We start from the raw sequence: 17730 nt of genomic DNA on the forward strand, positions 1-17730 counted from the left end.
GGATAGATAAGAAATGAAAAAAGTTAAAATATGCCATTTTATTCTGGGATTTCATAATGGTGGAGTTGAAAAAGTAATCGAAAATTATTTTTCAAATATGGATCGAACAAAATTTGAATTACATATTGTAACTCATATACCGCCAGATTTAAAGAAGCAAAAAGTATTCGAAAATATGGGGTTTATTATACATAGATTAAGTTATGTACAAGGGCACAAAATAAGTAAAAGAAACCTTTTAGAGTATACTGAGTTATTTAGAAACTATAAATTTGATGTTGTACATAATCACTTTCCAGAAAATTTATTACCATTATTTTTTGCTAGAAACTACAAAATTAAAGTACGCATTTTACATTCCCATGGTGATTATGATAATGCCTTTGCAAAGAAAAGTAAGCTAGTTAAACAGATATATGGAATAGGGCTAAAATTTAATACTATGAATGCAACGCATTATTTTGCTTGTGGTAAAAGAGCAGCGGAAACAGTTTTTGGAAAGAAAAACTTATTAAAAGGGAAAGTTACAATTGTAAATAATGCAATTGATATAGATCGTTTTAAGTATAATATGGAACAAAGATTAAAAATGCGGGAAGAGTTATTATTAGGGGATAGTTTTACATTAGGTCATGTTGGCCGTTATGAGGATGTGAAGCAGAAAAACCAAAAATTAGTTTTGGAAATATTTAAAGAAGTATTAAAAGATATTCCAGATGCTAAATTAATTATGTTGGGAGATGGAGAAGAACACGAAAAGATAGTGAAACTATCAGAAAAAATGGGGATAAAAGAAAATATTATATTTACAGGTGCTGTTCCTAATGTGCCAGATTATCTTTTGGCCATGGATGTATTTGTTTTTCCTTCCAAATTTGAGGGATTTAGTGTAGCGACAACAGAAGCGCAATGTTCAGGTCTGCCAGGGGTTATGTCTGATACCATTTCAGAGATGGATATATTGGGAATGTTTGATGCCTTATCTTTGAATCAGTCGGTGTCCGAGTGGGCAGCGGCTGTAATTTCTAAACGTGAGTTTACTCGCAGAGATCAGTCGGAGGTAATCAGAGAAAAGGGATATGATATTAAATTAGAAGCTAAAAAATTAGAGGAATTTTATTGTAAATGTGTGTAAGGTATAATGGAGGGAAATAAATGAATTTTTATTGCATGGCAATTCATAAACACAACCAGGCAACCGCAGGAGTTAAAGCTCCTGATGATGTATCTGAAATCGCTCATAATTTGGGAGCACAGGAGGTTGTATTTACACCCTCTAAATCATATAAAAATGTTAATATTACTCGTTTTTTTGCATTCTTTGTAGGATTAAAGAATTGGTGGAATTTGATGTCCTCTATACAAAAAGACTCTTGGGTATTGCTGCAACATCCAAATGAGAATATTTTAGTGGCTAATAGATTTATTGATATATGCAAAAGAAGAAAAGGAACAAAATTTATTATTTTAATACATGATTTAGAATCATTAAGAAAAAGTAGTGGCTTAGAGGATGGGAAGTGTTTAGAGGGACGTAGTTATTTAGCAGATGAAGTATTGCTTAAGAAAGCGGATTTTATTATTTGCCATAATAAAACAATGAAGCAATATCTTGTTGATAGAGGGTTTGAAGAAGAGAGGTTAATTCCATTGCAAATTTTTGACTATCTGCACACTTCATTCTTGCCTGAAAAAAGAATAAGAACTAAATCAGTAGTGGTTGCTGGTAATTTAGTAAGGCATAAATGCGAGTATTTATATAGACTTATAGAAAAAAAAGATTTAGATTTCAACTTGAATTTATTTGGACCTAATTTCGACGGAGCTATAGAGAATGCAAATGTGAAATATTATGGACAGTGCTCGCCGGATGAGTTGCCTGAAAAGCTGGAGGGAGCATTTGGTTTAGTATGGGATGGCATAGAAGTAGAAGGATGTCGAGGCAACATGGGGGAATATATTAAATATAATAATCCACATAAATGTAGTTTGTTTCTGGCCTCAAATATGCCCGTAATCATTTGGCGAGAGGCAGCTTTGGCTGAATTTATACAAAGTAAGGGGCTGGGAATTGTAGTAGATAGTTTACTTGATATTGGTGATATAATCGAAAAGATTAGTGACGAAGAGTATAATGAAATGCTTGAGAATGTTAAACGGGTCGGAGACAAAATCAGAAGCGGTTATTATTTATCGTATGCGTTAAATGCAATATTCGATCATGCAATAGTAAAAGGAGATAATATATAGTTTTGAAAACAAAATCTTTGAAGTTAAATTTTATTATGAATGCCATGCTTACAATGTCTTCTTTTATTTTTCCACTAATCACATTTCCTTATATATCACGTATTCTTTTACCAGAAGGAACAGGTAAGGTTGCTTTAGCAACATCCTTAATATCATATTTTGCAATGTTTGCACAATTAGGAATTCCTACTTATGGAATACGCGCATGTGCAAAGATTCGCGACAACAAGGAAGAACTGAGTCGGACGGTCCAAGAATTGTTTATTATTAATCTTATAACAAGTGCTACTACTTATGTTGCATTCATAATAACGCTAGTAAGCGTAGATAAGATATGGCTTGAAAAAGAATTGTATATTATTACCAGTTTAAGCATTGTCTTCAATACAATAGGGATGGAATGGCTATATAAGGCGTTGGAACAGTATACTTATATTACGGTTCGTTCCATACTTTTCAAATTCATTGCATTAATTGCAATGTTTATTTTAGTAAAAGAGCAGAAAGATTACATTATTTATGGAGCAATATCTATTTTCGCAGCATCAGCATCAGGCCTTTTAAATTTTATAAATATACGTAAATACATTATTTGGAAACCGCTAGGAAAATATAAAATAAAAAGACATTTAAAGGCAGTTTTTGTCTTTTTTGCAATGTCTTGCGCTACAACAATTTATACTAATTTGGATACTATAATGTTAGGGTTTATGACTAACAATACAGAAGTAGGTTACTATAATGCAGCTGTTAAAATAAAAATTATTTTGGTGAGTATTGTAACTTCCTTAGGAGCGGTATTGTTGCCAAGAGCTTCATATTATATTGAACATAAGATGCTTGACAAGTTTTGGGAAATAAGTAGTAAGGCACTAAATTTCGTGTGTGTATGCGCTACACCGTTGATGGTCTATTTTATTTTATTTGCAAGGAATGGAATCTTTTTTTTGTCAGGTGCATCATATGAGGGATCTGTAATTCCTATGCAATTTATTATGCCAACTCTTCTATTTATAGGGCTTACTAATATTTTGGGAATTCAAATTCTTATCCCTTTAGGGAAGGAAAAGATTGTTTTATATTCAGAGATAGCGGGAGCTGTGGTTGATTTGATATTAAATGCAGTTTTAATTCCGACGCTTGCTTCTACGGGGGCGGCTATTGGTACATTGGTTGCAGAGGCTGTAGTTTTTATAGTTCAGTATATTTCTTTACATAATGAAGTAAGTGATATTTTTAGAGGCATACGATACTTAGAAATTTTTATTGCTATTTGTTTAGGTAGCTTAGGATGTATATGGGTTAAAAATTTACATTTTGGAGATTTTATTACATTAGTAATTTCTTCTGTTTGTTTTTTTATTGTATATATGTTGGTTTTAGTTATTTGTAAGGAACCCTTATTAAATGAATTAAAAAGATAAGTGTGATGTTTACTTTTATTAAAGAGAATAACTATTTTATGTATTACATTTAAGCAATTTATTAATTGATTGAAAAATAGTGTAAGTGTTAGAAAGTATGGTGCGACGTGAAAGATAAGGGTAGGGTAAAATATTTTGATATTGCCAAAGGCATTGCTATGATATATATAGTGATGGGGCATTTAGGCATTGGGAGAATCAATTCTTTTGTTTTTACATTTCATGTACCGATTTTCTTTTTAATTAGTGGATATTTTTTGAATGATAAGCAATCTGTCTATGAGTATACAAAAAGAAAAGGGAAACAATTAATAATACCATATATAATTACCTGTATTTTTATTGTTGTCGGAACGACCATTAAAGGAATTATACAAACAAATAGTTTAGAGAATGTTGTTCAGAACATAAAAATTTGGACAATAGCTAGTATATATGGAAGTGGGACTATAGAATATACTTCTCCGTTTTATATGAAACAGATAGGTGCTACATGGTTTTTACTAGCATTATTCTTTGCTTTAGTTATTGTAAGATATTTGATAACAGATAAATATGCTTTTTGTTGGATTATTATAATTGCTTATTTCGGATATAAAATGACGGATGTTATTTGGCTGCCGTTTAGTATCCAGGCAGGGATGACAGCTTCACTGTTTGTATACATCGGATGGCTGGCTAAAAAGAATAGGCTATTTGAAAGAAAAATTTCTTTCCCGGTTTTAAGCGGTATGACTTGCATTTGGTTATATTGTATTATTTTTGGTGGACAACTTTATTTGGTTAGAAACTATTTTGGGAATGGTCTTTTAGATATTATAGGCGCATTATGTGGAAGTTATTTAGTAATACTATTTGCACAAGAAGTAGAAAAAAATACAAATTGGATTTCATTATTATTAGAGTTTTATGGGAAAAATACTTTATTGATGTTATGTTGTCATGCATTTGAACTGAAAGTAATATCCTGGGAATGGGTATGGAGGATTTTTGGAGATTGGTTAAAATTACAAAACTTCGCTATTGTTTGCATACTTATAATTATGAAATTACTATTCTGTACATTGGGGATATATTTGATTAAATATGTTCAGAAAGTTTTTACTTCAATTAAACTAAAAAAAAGTCAAGATAAGCAGATGACAAATCTTTTCGTAAATAAAAGTGTGGAATCTGAAAGCGCCCAATATTGGGAGGTCGCAAAGGGAATCACAATTATATTGATGATTCTAGGGCATGTTAGCATTCCAGAATATTTAAGAAGGATCATATACTCGTTTCATATACCATTATTTATTATTACAAGTGGGTATTTCATAAAATCATATGATATAAAAAGGACATTTACAAGATCCATAAAATCGTTACTTTATCCATATTGTGTAACATGTGTTATTTCTGCTGTTATTTTTGCGGTCATAGGAAACCATGGGAATTTTTATATGCCGTTTTTCGTTCATAAAATGAAGGCAATGTTAGGTGGTATGAGTAAAATATCTACTAAATTCCAAGACTTTGATTCTGTCTGTGTAGTGTGGTTTCTATGTAGTTTATTTATAACTAGAAATTTATATGTTGCTTTAATGAATGTAATAGGTAAATATTCTAAGACGATTATAATAGGGATGGCAGTATTAATTGCATTATTAGGCTATACACTTGGACAGTATTATGCATTTTTACCGTGGAGTTTCGATGTGGCATTAGTAACTGTGCCATTTATAATGTTTGGAGATTGGTTAAGAAAAAAGCAGGTTGTGGACAAGAATTATTTTTGGACGTTAATTTTGCCAGGAGCTATTTGGATTTATTTTTTAAAAATGGGTATACACATAGAATTGACAACGAGATATTATCCTTGCGGAATTTTTTCATTTATAGAAGCAATTGCAGGAAGTTTGGTTGTTATTAGTGTTTCTAAAATGTTAACCAAATGGGAAAAAGTAGCAAAGGTAATGTCTTGGCTGGGAAAAAATAGCATGTTGATTTTGGGTATTCATTGCTTAGAATTATTATATATGAATTGGAATGAATGGGTATTTGAATATCTTCCATTTACAATGAATTGGTTTAGAATTTTTGTCATTAAGAGCATCATAATCATACTTACAGCTGTTATAGTCAGTATAATAAAGACGTGGCTGAGTAGAGGTCTTCAAATTATAAGGATAAAGGCAATAGGCTAGTTTTAAAAGTGCGAAATATCCATATTTTTTTCGTAAGATAGGTGACATTATTAAGGAAACTCATATAAAAAACGGGAAATTATATAAGACCTCTGAACAACCTAATACATTAAAATGATTACACAGGAGTACCCCCCACCAATGAAGAAGCAATCCCCCCTTTTTATTCTTATCATCATATCCGCCTTCCTCTGTCTTTTCTACGAAAAGGGCTACACCTATGCCGTAGACAAGCAGCTCCCCCAGGAGCTGAACTGGACAGAGGCCGAAGGCGATTCCGGTTATATCTTAAATGATTTTGATGCCCGCCTGACCCGCGGGGATTACAATCTTACCTTCGAATACGGACCTGTTCCTGCAAAGAAAAGCACCTTCCAGCTTTTGGACACCAACCGCAATGACGGAAGCAACAACTTGGGTGTTCTGATCGCCGAAGGTGTCATTGACCCTAATGAATCATCCATTACGATTCCTTTTCATTTAGAAGAGGACAGTTATGCCTTACAGTTACGTTTTTCAGATCAGGTTCCTCTGCAGACATGGAAAGTTGAGCTAGTCCGTGATTATTATACAGATGGTATCTTTCTTTTCATCCTGCTGGCAGTTTTTATTTACCTGTTCTACTGGAAATTAGATTGGAAGAAGCCGCAGTATACGATTCTTCTGACAGGTGCAGCAATTCTGATCACACTGCCTTTTGTGGGGAATTTGTTAATGGATGGCCATGATATTTCTTTCCATTTATCCCGTATCAAAGGAATAGCAGAGTCTTTAGCATTGGGCCAGTTTCCGGTACGCATGAATGTAAATATCAATCAGGGTTATGGATTCGTAAGTGAGATTCTTTATCCGAACCTATTTGTATATATTCCGGGAATCCTGTATGCGCTGGGAGTTTCCTTGATTACTGCATATAAGATTTGGATTTTGCTGATTAATATTGCAACGGCTTTAGTAGGTTATTATAGCTTCAAAGGGTTGTTCAAATCCCAGAAGCTAGGGGCAATATGTGCCTTTTTCTATTTGGTCAATCCGTATCGGCTGAATAATATCTTTCTTCGTGCTTCCATCGGAGAAGTCCTGGCAGAGATTTTCCTTCCGCTGCTCGTCTATGCAATGGCCGAAATGGTGTATGGAAATTCAAAGAGATGGTGGCTGCTTGCCATATCTGCGGTTGGAATTTTGCAGAGCCATATCCTGACGCTGGAAATGTGCATCATGTTCGGACTGTTTTTCTGTGTCTTGAACTGGAGGCGCTTATGCTCCAAAGATGGTGCGTGCAGGATCTTGAACTGCATGAAAGCTGCGGGGGTATCTGTACTTCTAAATCTATGGTTCTTAGTTCCGTTTTTGGATCAGTTTACGAAGGGATATACGATTGTTGAAGAAGTAAATGATGTTGCGACAAATTGTGTTTTTTTATTCCAGATGTTCTTAAGCCACTTTAAAGTCGCAGGAGTGAATGTGGTGAACGGGATCTATGAAGAAATGCCGATTACAATGGGCAGTGTTGTACTTTTCGGGAGCATCCTGTTTTTGTATTATGGATTTGGAAAAAAGAGTCTGGATCCGGCAATGCAGAAGATTGGAAATACGTGTCTTATCATGGGGGCTGCCAGTTGTCTGATGGCGACGGAATATTTTCCGTGGAGTTTCCTGCAGAAATACTGCTGGCCGGTATACAAATTTTTATCAAAGCTGCAGTTCCCTTGGAGAATGCTGGGATTTGCGAGCCTGTTTTTGAGTATCGTGACGACTATTGCAGTCTATGCGCTCTATCAGGATGGCAGAAATATCCTGGCAGGAGCAATTCTCATTTTCAGCGGCGTGTTGATGCTGGAATGTATGGACGGATATATGACGGATGGGACGCCTTTAATCAACAGCAGAAATCAGGATGTGGAGCTGATGTCTTATAATGATTATTATCGCCTGGATCTGTATATAGGAGATATTTGGCGGTTGAAAGATTATGGAGAACGAGTGGTTTCCAATCAGAATATTTCAATCACTGATTTCAGAAAGCAAGGAGTCGATGTAAGGTTTCATTTTAAGAACCAGCAGCAAGGAGCAGGGCGGGAAAAGATTGTCAAATTACAAATGCCGTTGTATAATTATGAACTGCATAGGGCTTATATCAACGGGGAAGAAGTGAAGACTGAGACAGGGAAGTACGGCCTTATGAATTTGACGGTTCCAAAGGGTGTATCTGCCGGGGACGTGGAAGTGGTCTACGTGGGCAGAAAATTATATCAAGCGGCAGATCTGGCGAGTTTAGGTTGTGCCGTGATACTGGGCATATATGTGGTCTTGAGAAAGCGGAGGCCGCAGATTCCCATGAAAAGAAGGATAGTAGAATGACAAAGGAAAAAATATCTCTTGTAATTCCGTGTTACAATGAGGAAGATGTATTACCATATTTTTATCAGGCGTTTTGCAAAGAGGCAGAAGAACTGCCGGATTATGATCTGGAGGCAGTCTTTGTAAATGATGGTTCTGCGGATCGTACGCTTGAGTTGATCAAAGAATACGCAGAGAAGGATGAAAGAATCAAGTTTATCTCTTTTTCACGTAATTTCGGTAAGGAAGCGGCGATTTATGCCGGATTCGAGAAATCAGACGGAGATTACGTGGCAGTGATGGATGCAGATCTACAGGACCCACCGGAGCTGCTTCCGCAGATGCTGCATGCGATTAAGGAAGAAGGATATGATTCTGCGGCGACCAGGCGTGTGACGAGAAAGGGGGAGCCTCCGATTCGCTCCTTTTTCGCCAGATGTTTCTATAAGCTGATGAATCGAATCTCAACGACAGAGATTATGGATGGAGCCAGAGATTATCGGCTGATGACCAGGCAGTTTAAAGAGGCTATCATGCAGATGAAGGAGTATAACCGGTTCTCAAAAGGAATCTTTGGCTGGGTCGGTTTTCAGACGAAGTGGATCGAGTTCGAGAATGTGGAGCGTAAGGCCGGGGAGACCAAGTGGTCCTTTTGGAAGCTGTTAAAATACAGCATTGAAGGAATCATTGGCTTTTCTGTTGCACCACTTGCAATCGCATCTGTGTTGGGAATTACCGTATGTATTGCAGCGTTTATATTTTTGGTCATTATTTTGATCAGGACATTGTGCTTTGGTGATCCGGTTGCAGGATGGCCGTCCATGACCTGTATTATTTTGATGATGGGCGGAATCCAATTGTTCTGCATGGGAATACTGGGAATGTATCTGTCAAAGACATACCTGGAGGCCAAGGATCGTCCCATTTATATCTGTAAAGAGACAAATATAGAGTAAATGAACCAGTCACTGCAAAGGTAAGACTATGGCAGGATGAAATGGCGGGAGGAGCATGAAAAGAGTAAAGGCATTTTTTAAGGAAAACGAAGGATTGGCAGCAATCCTTTTTGCAATCATGGGTTCAAATATTTTGTTCTTCAACCAAAAGGGCTGGCTCATGAACCCGGTTTATATAGCAGGGGCAGCCATTGTATTTTATGCAGGAATACGGTACGCCTGGACACAACGGAAGTGCTTTTTACAGGCACGTATCTGGAAGGGAAGCCTTATACTTGGGCTTTTGTTTTCTGCCATGGTGGTCGTTGGATCTAAAATTACGGCAGAAAATGTAGTGTTTGAAGCATTTCATATTGCGGATCTTTTCTCTTTTCTTTTTTATTTGGTAGTCGGGTGTCTGTTATTTTTTGACCTTTACCTGTTAAGTGAGGATAAAAAAATAACAGGATTTATCAAACCGATAGAAGAGAAGAAGGAAAAGAGTGGGAAGAAGAACTGGTTGATTTACAGTATCATTCTAATACTTGCCTGGATTCCGGTTTTCATTACCTACTACCCGGGAATTATGCCGGAGGATGCCTCTGTCTCTGTGGCGATATCGATGGGATCGCTTCCTTGGGACAACCATTTTCCGGTATTTTATACTCTGATCGTAGGCAAATTGATTTATATCGGGGATTGTCTGCTGCATGATGTGAATCTGGGAATCGCACTGTATTCTGTGCTGCAGATGGTGATTATGGCGGGCGGCCTGGGATATCTTTTGTACTGGCTTGAGAAAAAAGGAATTCGAAAAGGGGTTCTCTACCTGGGACTGGCTTATTTTGCGGCGGCGCCGATGTTTGGAAATTATGCGATTGTTATGTGGAAGGATCCATGGTTCAGTGAACTTTTGATTCTGCTGGCAATCTTTTTATATGAGCATACAGTGGAGGACCGCATGTCCTTTTTGAAAGGGAGGAATCTGTTTTATTACGCGGTTCTTATCGTGCTGATGTGTCTGATGAGAAATAATGGGATCTATATCGCGGTATTAATTACCTTATATCTGCTCATTGTTTACCGGAAGGAGTTAAAAAAGGTCCTGCCTGTTCTTGTAGGCAGTATTTTTGTAGTCTGGTTCATCACAGGTCCTGTATACAAGCATGTGTTCTCTGCGGAAAATGTGTTTGTGGAATCCATTGGCATTCCGCTTCAGCAGATGGCAAGGACTGTGGTCATGGGCGGCGAGATGGACCAGGAGGACAGGGAATTTATGGATCACCTGCTCCCGCTGGAAAAATATCAGGAATACTACAGCCCGAATCTGGTGGATTATATCAAGTGGGCGCCGGAATTTGACACCCCGTATCTGGATGCCCATAAGAAGGAATTTTTCAAGACTTGGTGGTCCATGCTATTAAAAAATTTCGACCTCTATGTGGAACAGTATCTGATGGGAACTTACGGTTACTGGCATATCGGCGGTGACACCAACTATGAGCTGGTGAAGGTTGAGGTAACGGGAAATGACTGGGGAATGTACCAGAGCAGCCCCTTTGAGACGATTTTGGGCTATCCAATGAAGGAGACGCTGAATGGAAAGTACGACTATATCGCATCGGGCCTGCTGGTGTGGGCAGTTCTGGTCAATGTGGTGCTTTGCTGGATGAAAAAGAGAGGCAATTATATCATTCCACTTCTGGGGATGGTTGGAAACTGGCTGACGCTGATGGTGGCGACACCGACTGCGTTCGGAGTCAGATATATCTTTGTCTGTGTCATCGGACTGCCGCTTTTGATGGTTTATCCGTGGTTGATACCAGGCAGGAAAGAAGATGGACAGAAATAGGAAATACGGAGGAAGAGACATGTGGATTCTGGATGAATTAAAGAAAAGATCTGTAAGTGATGAGACAGCTTTGATTCACAGGGAGGAGACGATTACATTCCGGCAGTTGTGGGAAAAATCGGATGCAGTAGCCGCTGTGATTAGCAGCAGATGTAAGAGCAAGAACCCTGTAGTGATTTATGGAAATAAGGATATCGAGATTACGATCGTGATGCTGGCCGCCCTGAAAACGGGACGCGCCTATGTGCCTCTTGACATTACGTTCCCGCCTTCCCGGGTGGAGACGATCATGCAGGATGTAGAAAACGAACTGATTTTTAATTTTTCAGGGGAAGAGGTGATACTTCCGTCAGGCTGTACGGAGATTAAAAAGGCGGATTTTTCCTCTGTGCTGGCTAAGGAAGGTTGTGGTTCAGGGGATGGTGCAGGGCTTTGTACAGGCAGCAGGAGTGAAGCGCCTGAGTCGGAATACGTAAAGGCGGAGGATAACTGCTATATCCTTTTCACATCTGGCAGTACAGGTAAGCCAAAGGGCGTGCAGATTACCAGAAAGAATATTGAGAACTTTACTTCCTGGTTCGCATCTTCCTGTGAATTGAGCGAAGGAAAACAGGTGGTGCTCAATCAGGTTTCTTATTCCTTTGATGTGTCGGTCATTCCGCTCTATATCTATCTGCCGATGGGAAAGACTTTATTTAGCATAGATAAGGAAATGCTGGATAATACGAGACTTTTATTTGATTACTTAGAAAACAGCCGGATTGCTGCATGGGTATCCACCCCGGCGTTCTTGGAAATCTGCAGCTTTGCAGATCAGTTTCAGGAGGAAATGCTCCCGGAGCTTGAGACGATCATCCTGGCTGGCGAGGTGCTGACTAAGAAGCTTGTGTCGACCTTGCATAACAAGTTCAAACGTGCTAAAGTAATAAACGGATATGGGCCTACAGAGGGGACCGTCCTTTTGAGTGCCTGTGAGATTACTGATGAGATGATCAGGAACGAGAAGAGCCTGCCCATTGGAAGAATCCTGGATGACGGAGAATATCAGATTCAGGATGAAAAAGGCAGTGCAGTCGAAGCCGGCGGGACCGGAGAGCTAGTTGTCGTAAGTGACAGCATCAGTAAAGGATATTTTAAGAACCCAGAGCAGACGGAAAAGGTATTTTTTCAGACAGAATCAGGAAAGATGGGGTACAGGACTGGTGATCTCGTTTTTGAGCAGGATGGACTTTTATATTACGTTGCAAGAAAGGATACCCAGGTCAAGTTGAATGGATTCCGAATCGAGTTGAACGATATCAGCTCTAATTTGAACCGGCTTGATATGGTCAATAACAGCGTAGTGCTCCCGGTCTATAAAGAAGGCAGGGTGTCCTATCTGACGGCATTTGTAGTATTGAATGACAGGCCGGATCTATCAGATTTAAAGATTGGGATTGAATTGAAGAAGGGGTTAAAAGAAATGGTTCCTTCCTATATGGTTCCGAGAAAAATTATAATTTTAGATCAATTTCCTATGAATATCAATGGAAAGATTGACCGAAAAAAATTAGCGGAGGAATATTTGTAATGGTCTTTTCTCAATATGGAAGCATATTCAGTGTGTTTCTATTTACGTTATTGCTCATTCCTGCGGTGATACTAAATCTGTGTGGAAAGAGGATCAAGTATTACGGGATGCTGCTGAATATTCCGATGCTGATCTTCCTTTTGGGGCTTCACAGCCTGCAGATGCTGCAGTTCTTAGTATTCATTGTATGCGAACTGATTCTGATCTATGGATATTATTTTTTACATAAAAGAGTGAAGAGCAATGGACTGTATTATTTTGCAATGGCAGCTTCCATGCTTCCGATTTTTGTGATTAAGCTTTGCGTGTACACCCCTTATGATATGCTGGGGTTTGTGGGAATTTCCTATATCAGCTTTCGAATCTGGCAGTTGATCATAGAAATCCATGATGGTCATATTGAAAAATTTGACTTTTTAAGTACGGTTTATTTTATTACTTTTTTCCCTACTTTAAGCTCCGGGCCAATCGATCGATACCACAGATTTCTCGCAGATCTGGGGAATGTAGTTCCCAAGAAGGAGTATGTGGAGAAGTATCTGATCTTTGGACTGACGCGGATCGGGAAAGGGATGCTCTACAAGTTCGGACTGGCATTTATCATCAATCAATATATCATTAGGGCTCTGCCTGAGGTACATACTGTGTGGAGTACAGTGATTTATATGTATGCCTATACCCTGTATTTGTTTTTTGATTTTGCTGGTTACTCCCACTTCGCAATTGGGACAAGCTATATCCTCGGAATCAAGGTAGGCGAGAACTTCGATAAACCATTCCTGGCCCACAATATGAAGGAATTTTGGGAGCGGTGGCATATGTCTCTTTCCCAATGGTTCGGAGACTATATCTATAAACGTTTTGTCCTGAACACCCTTCGTAAAAAGATATTTAAGAGCAGAAAGACGGCTTCCCGTTGGGGAAATATGGTAACGATGCTGGTGATGGGAATCTGGCACGGACCGTACCTGTTCTATATCTTATATGGATTATATGAGGGCGGTGCATTGGTCGTGACAGATATCTATCTAAAAAGTAAGGTCTACCGGAAGTTCAAACAGATGAAGTGCTATGATGTGGTCAGCCGTATCGTCTGCTTCCAGGTGATTGCATTCGGTATGCTGCTGTTTTCAGGGTATATGTTTGCATTCTGATTCCAGCCAGGATAAAGCAGGTGGAATCGGGAAGATTTGGCCCATTAGAAGTGTGATAAGAAAATGGATAAGACAAAGATAGGCAAAAGAATTCAAAAAATATATAAATTAAGAAAGAAGGAGGATGTTAGAGATGGAGAATGTACAGGAATTGGCATTAGATATTTTGATTGCAGCATGTGAGACTGATGAGGTGGGGGAAGATTTAGACTTGGATCTTTTTGAAGCCGGTCTGATGGATTCACTCGCATCAGTGTCTGTTCTGCTTGAACTGGAAGAGCGGACAGGAGTCAGGCTGCAGCCGACGGATGTGGATAAGGATGATATCCGCACAGTGAACAAGTTCGCGGAGTTTTTGAAGGAGAAGATTGGTTAACCGATGAAAAGCAGATTATTAAAGAAGGTCATTGTACTATTTGCTGCGGTTGCCACGATCATCCTGATCGCGTATGTATTCGAGGGGTACCTGGATAAGCGGATTGATGAGATGTATCATGTGTCAGATTATACGAAAGTACTGAACCAGCAGTTCGATGACTATACAAAGGACAAGGGACAACTGATCCTTGAGCGCAGTGCAGACAATGGGAATGTGATCCTGCTCGGTTCCTCAGAGCTTCAGTCCTGGGCAGGGCAGAACCCTATTAATATGTTCCCTAATTCCACGCTTGATGAGGACCTGACGATTGTGGGACAGGCTTATGTACAGAGTCTTCTGCATTCGATGAAGGTCGGGACAAGGGCCCTGGAGGATGAGAAGAAGATAGCCATTGTGGTATCCCTCCAATGGTTTTTTGGGGATGACATTGATGTCAATGGATTTGCCGCCAACTTTTCAGAATATCAATTTTATGAAATGATGAAGAATGATAGAGTGAGCCACGAGAGCAAGCTCTATGTGTGTAAAAGGACGGATGAACTTTTGCGGGATATTCAGGGCTATGATGACATAAAGGTCTATGCATGGCTGTATACACGGGATTCTGCGTTAGGTAATGCCGGACTGACTGTCTTAAAGCCTTATTACAGCCTCAGACATAGGCTTTTAGAGATGAAGGACAAGTGGGATACATATCAGATTCTTAAGAAGACGGCCTTAGATGCAAAGACTCCTGAAACACTGGAAATCGATTGGAATCAAGCAATGGAGGATGCCCAGAAGGAAGGGGAAAAGTTCTGCACGAATAACGAGTTTTATGTGGAAAACAGTTATTACACCCAGTATCTTGCGGATACAATCCAAGATTTGAAAGGCGTGGAGTCTGAGACGAAGATGGAATCTAAGGAGTTTGAGGATTTTAAAATGTTCCTCCAGATCTGCAAGGAAAATGGTGTAGAGCCATATATCATCATGATGAATACAAATGGTCTGTACTATGATTATGTAGGGATTGATCAGGAGAAACGAAATGCTCTATATGACAGAGTGGAGCAGGCGGCAAAGGAGCAGGGTGCAGCATACCTTAGGTTATCGGATAAGGAGTACGAGCCTTACTTTATGCTGGATGTCATGCATCTGGGCTGGAAAGGATGGTTATATGTGGATGAACAGATTTCTGAGCACTTTTCAGAAGTTCAGGGAAAGTAGTCTTGGGCAGTATATTTTACTGGTAGCCGTACTGCTTCTGATTCTATGGGGATTCATGGAAGCGGACGGGGCAAATGTATCATTTGTATACAATAATTTTTAACCTCAGTAGGAGAGCGGCGTGGCGGATTTCCAATATCCGCCTGACAAGAGCGCAGCATAAAATGCTGTGGAGTCAGAAAGGAAGGGCTTATGAAAAAAAGAAGAGTATTACTTGTATTGGCCTGTGTCCTGGCACTGGGCGTGACAGGCTGTAAGAAACAGACAGAGGAAGAACCAGTAAAGGATACACCGAAAAAGGTGGAAAAACCAGTAGAGAAGGAAGAGGAGCCAGAGGTGAAAGAGGAAATTCCGGCAAACCAGAATCTTCTTACAGGTCTTCCAGATTTATCAGAGGAAGCAATCGGGAAACGCCCGGTGGCAGTCATGGTCAATAACGTAGAAAAGGCGATGCCGCAGTATGGTGTTGCAGAGGCAGATATCATATTTGAGATGCCGGTAGAGGGTGATGTGACTCGTTTTATGGCATTATATGCTGATTATACCAAGGTTCCAAAGGTATGTGCAGTCAGAAGCTGTCGTTATTATTATCCTGTATTTTCTCAGGGCTTTGATGCTTTCTATGTAAACTGGGGAATCGATGACAGTATTGCAGATTATCTGGCAAGCCTGAATCTGGATCAGTATGACGGTATGACTGATGGCAATGGTTTATTTGGCCGTGATCAGGCACGTTTGGATGCTGGTTACGGGTTAGAGCATACCGCTTATTTTGATGGTACAAAATTTGCAGGTGTTGTTCAGGCAAATGGAAAGAGAACGGATCTTGCTGATGATAAGAAGAGAACAGCGTTCCAGTTCAACGGCCTGAATGAGCAGTTAAAGCCGGAAGGAAACGACTGTACAAAGGTGGATATCAACTTTGGCGCGCAGACAGCAACGCTTACCTATGATGCAGACAAGAAGGTCTATTTAAAGCAGTTGAACGGAAATCCACAGATTGATGGAAATACACAGGAACAGCTTGCGTTTACGAATGTGTTTGTGATGGAGACTACTATAACGGTCAGGGATGATATAGGTCATAAAGATATGGACTGCATGGGAAGTGATAAGACGACCGCTTATTATATTTCCAACGGCGCTGTGCAGAAAGTACATTGGAAAAAGGATGGACCGAATGAGAAGGCTCCTCTGAAATTCTTTGATGATAATGGGAAAGAGATTCAGGTGAACCGTGGAAAGAGCTATATTGCGGTGAACTATCCTTCACAGGTTACATTCCAGTAGAGATAGCAGGGAAAATGATACGAGGGAAAGAAGAAGATGAGGAAAAAGGGCAAGAGACAAATCAACTTGGAAATACTCCGAATTATATCCATGCTAATGATTATTACACTTCACTTTCTTGGTCATGGCAAGGTTTTGAGTAATGTGGAGGCAAATTCTTCTTTTTACTACTTGACTTGGACTATAGAAGGAATTTGTTATATAGCAGTAAATTGTTATGTCCTGATTAGCGGATATTTTCTCGTGAATTCAACGTTCCGAATTGAAAAATTAATTACATTATTGGTTCAGGTGATTTTTTATTCAGCCTTTATTTATATTTTATTTTGTGTTTCTGGTTATACAAACTTTACCTTACTGGAATTTCTAAAAGCAATAACACCAACTATTTCAGGAGAGTATTGGTTTGTGACAATGTATGTGGGGATGTATGTGTTAAGTCCATTCATCAATGTGCTGATAAAAAATATGAATCAAAAGCAGCATATGAGCTGTATTTTGCTTTTGATTTTCTTATTCTCAATTCTTCCGAGTATTGTATACTATTCTGCAGGGTTGAACTTTGGCGGCGGTACAGGTGTAGTATGGTTTATCGTTCTATACATGATTGCTGCATATATAAAAAAATACTATGTGCCTGAATATAAAGTACGTACCTATTTACTGCGCTATCTTATATTTGCGTTTCTGGTGCCAATCTGTAAATTTTTATTAGAATACTGTGCAAATATCTTAGGAGGAAGTATTGGTAATACAGAATTTTTATATAGTTTATCGAATAAGGTTTATCAATATAATTCTATTGTAGTATTAGGTGCTTCTGTGATGTTTTTTCTTTTATTTTTAAATATTAGAAATGAAAATCTAAGTGAAAAAGTACTTCATATCTCATCTTTATGTTTTGGGGTATATTTGATTCATGATAATCGTTATATCCGTCCTGTGTTATGGGAGTTGATAAACCCGCCCCAGTATATAGGCAGATGGAGTTTTATGTTATATATGAGTGGTAGCATTGTTTTGATCTTCATGTTACTGCTCACATGAACTGTCACCAAACTGACTTTTTTATTTGTCAGGAAACAGCTCATATTTGTGTCATTTAGTGTTTGGGCAGGCAGGTGATCTGCCTGCCCATGAA

General features: G+C 38.8%; 13 protein-coding genes. All 13 read left to right on the forward strand.

Annotation, left to right across the window (positions count from 1 at the left end; all coding sequences use genetic code 11):
- Positions 1-13 precede the first annotated feature (13 nt).
- Positions 14-1135 carry a glycosyltransferase gene (locus tag HGO97_RS14720; protein WP_216243069.1) on the forward strand — a complete coding sequence of 374 codons (1122 nt, stop codon included), beginning with the start codon at positions 14-16 and terminating at the stop codon, positions 1133-1135.
- Between the two features lie 35 nt (positions 1136-1170).
- The gene (locus tag HGO97_RS14725) at positions 1171-2250 is read left to right on the forward strand and encodes a hypothetical protein (RefSeq protein ID WP_216243071.1); all 1080 of its coding nucleotides are present in this window, start codon (positions 1171-1173) and stop codon (positions 2248-2250) included.
- A gap of 35 nt (positions 2251-2285) precedes the next feature.
- Complete coding sequence (locus HGO97_RS14730) at positions 2286-3674, forward strand: flippase (protein WP_216243124.1); 1389 nt, start codon at positions 2286-2288, stop codon at positions 3672-3674.
- 107 nt (positions 3675-3781) lie between these two features.
- A complete protein-coding gene (locus HGO97_RS24245) occupies positions 3782-5860 on the forward strand; it encodes an acyltransferase family protein (RefSeq protein WP_216243074.1) in 2079 nt (692 codons plus the stop codon).
- A gap of 141 nt (positions 5861-6001) precedes the next feature.
- Positions 6002-8221, forward strand: coding sequence for a hypothetical protein (locus tag HGO97_RS14740; protein WP_216243076.1), 2220 nt, complete (start codon positions 6002-6004; stop codon positions 8219-8221).
- Positions 8218-9156, forward strand: a complete 939-nt coding sequence (locus tag HGO97_RS14745; RefSeq protein ID WP_216243078.1) for a glycosyltransferase family 2 protein — start codon at positions 8218-8220, stop codon at positions 9154-9156. The genes HGO97_RS14740 and HGO97_RS14745 overlap by 4 nt, the downstream gene beginning before the upstream one ends.
- A 55-nt stretch (positions 9157-9211) precedes the next feature.
- Positions 9212-10987, forward strand: coding sequence for a DUF6020 family protein (locus HGO97_RS14750; protein WP_216243080.1), 1776 nt, complete (start codon positions 9212-9214; stop codon positions 10985-10987).
- Positions 10974-12557 carry a D-alanine--poly(phosphoribitol) ligase subunit DltA gene (gene dltA / locus HGO97_RS14755; protein WP_216243089.1) on the forward strand — a complete coding sequence of 528 codons (1584 nt, stop codon included), beginning with the start codon at positions 10974-10976 and terminating at the stop codon, positions 12555-12557. The genes HGO97_RS14750 and dltA overlap by 14 nt, the downstream gene beginning before the upstream one ends.
- Positions 12557-13711, forward strand: coding sequence for a D-alanyl-lipoteichoic acid biosynthesis protein DltB (gene dltB / locus HGO97_RS14760; protein WP_216243091.1), 1155 nt, complete (start codon positions 12557-12559; stop codon positions 13709-13711). Before dltA ends, dltB begins: the two co-directional genes overlap by 1 nt.
- Before the next feature lie 133 nt (positions 13712-13844).
- The gene (gene dltC / locus HGO97_RS14765) at positions 13845-14087 is read left to right on the forward strand and encodes a D-alanine--poly(phosphoribitol) ligase subunit 2 (protein WP_216243093.1); all 243 of its coding nucleotides are present in this window, start codon (positions 13845-13847) and stop codon (positions 14085-14087) included.
- A gap of 3 nt (positions 14088-14090) precedes the next feature.
- A complete protein-coding gene (gene dltD, locus HGO97_RS14770; RefSeq protein ID WP_216243095.1) occupies positions 14091-15299 on the forward strand; it encodes a D-alanyl-lipoteichoic acid biosynthesis protein DltD in 1209 nt (402 codons plus the stop codon).
- A gap of 192 nt (positions 15300-15491) precedes the next feature.
- Positions 15492-16589 carry a DUF3048 domain-containing protein gene (locus HGO97_RS14775; protein ID WP_216243097.1) on the forward strand — a complete coding sequence of 366 codons (1098 nt, stop codon included), beginning with the start codon at positions 15492-15494 and terminating at the stop codon, positions 16587-16589.
- Positions 16590-16625: 36 nt separating this feature from the next.
- Positions 16626-17636 carry an acyltransferase gene (locus HGO97_RS14780; RefSeq protein WP_281419958.1) on the forward strand — a complete coding sequence of 337 codons (1011 nt, stop codon included), beginning with the start codon at positions 16626-16628 and terminating at the stop codon, positions 17634-17636.
- The last annotated feature ends 94 nt before the right edge of the window (positions 17637-17730 follow it).

Source organism: Faecalicatena faecalis (assembly GCF_012524165.2).
Classification (GTDB): Bacteria; Bacillota; Clostridia; order Lachnospirales; family Lachnospiraceae; genus Faecalicatena_A; species Faecalicatena_A faecalis.

What these genes read in the sequence shown, in the direction of transcription:
- HGO97_RS14720 (WP_216243069.1), top strand. Translation starts at nt 14, where the DNA reads ATGAAAAAAGTTAAAATATGCCATTTTATTCTGGGATTTCATAATGGT.
- dltB (WP_216243091.1), top strand. Translation starts at nt 12,557, where the DNA reads ATGGTCTTTTCTCAATATGGAAGCATATTCAGTGTGTTTCTATTTACG.
- dltD (WP_216243095.1), top strand. Translation starts at nt 14,091, where the DNA reads ATGAAAAGCAGATTATTAAAGAAGGTCATTGTACTATTTGCTGCGGTT.
- HGO97_RS14740 (WP_216243076.1), top strand. Translation starts at nt 6,002, where the DNA reads ATGAAGAAGCAATCCCCCCTTTTTATTCTTATCATCATATCCGCCTTC.
- HGO97_RS14725 (WP_216243071.1), top strand. Translation starts at nt 1,171, where the DNA reads ATGGCAATTCATAAACACAACCAGGCAACCGCAGGAGTTAAAGCTCCT.
- HGO97_RS14780 (WP_281419958.1), top strand. Translation starts at nt 16,626, where the DNA reads ATGAGGAAAAAGGGCAAGAGACAAATCAACTTGGAAATACTCCGAATT.
- HGO97_RS14750 (WP_216243080.1), top strand. Translation starts at nt 9,212, where the DNA reads ATGAAAAGAGTAAAGGCATTTTTTAAGGAAAACGAAGGATTGGCAGCA.
- dltA (WP_216243089.1), top strand. Translation starts at nt 10,974, where the DNA reads ATGGACAGAAATAGGAAATACGGAGGAAGAGACATGTGGATTCTGGAT.
- HGO97_RS14745 (WP_216243078.1), top strand. Translation starts at nt 8,218, where the DNA reads ATGACAAAGGAAAAAATATCTCTTGTAATTCCGTGTTACAATGAGGAA.
- dltC (WP_216243093.1), top strand. Translation starts at nt 13,845, where the DNA reads ATGGAGAATGTACAGGAATTGGCATTAGATATTTTGATTGCAGCATGT.
- HGO97_RS14775 (WP_216243097.1), top strand. Translation starts at nt 15,492, where the DNA reads ATGAAAAAAAGAAGAGTATTACTTGTATTGGCCTGTGTCCTGGCACTG.
- HGO97_RS14730 (WP_216243124.1), top strand. Translation starts at nt 2,286, where the DNA reads ATGAATGCCATGCTTACAATGTCTTCTTTTATTTTTCCACTAATCACA.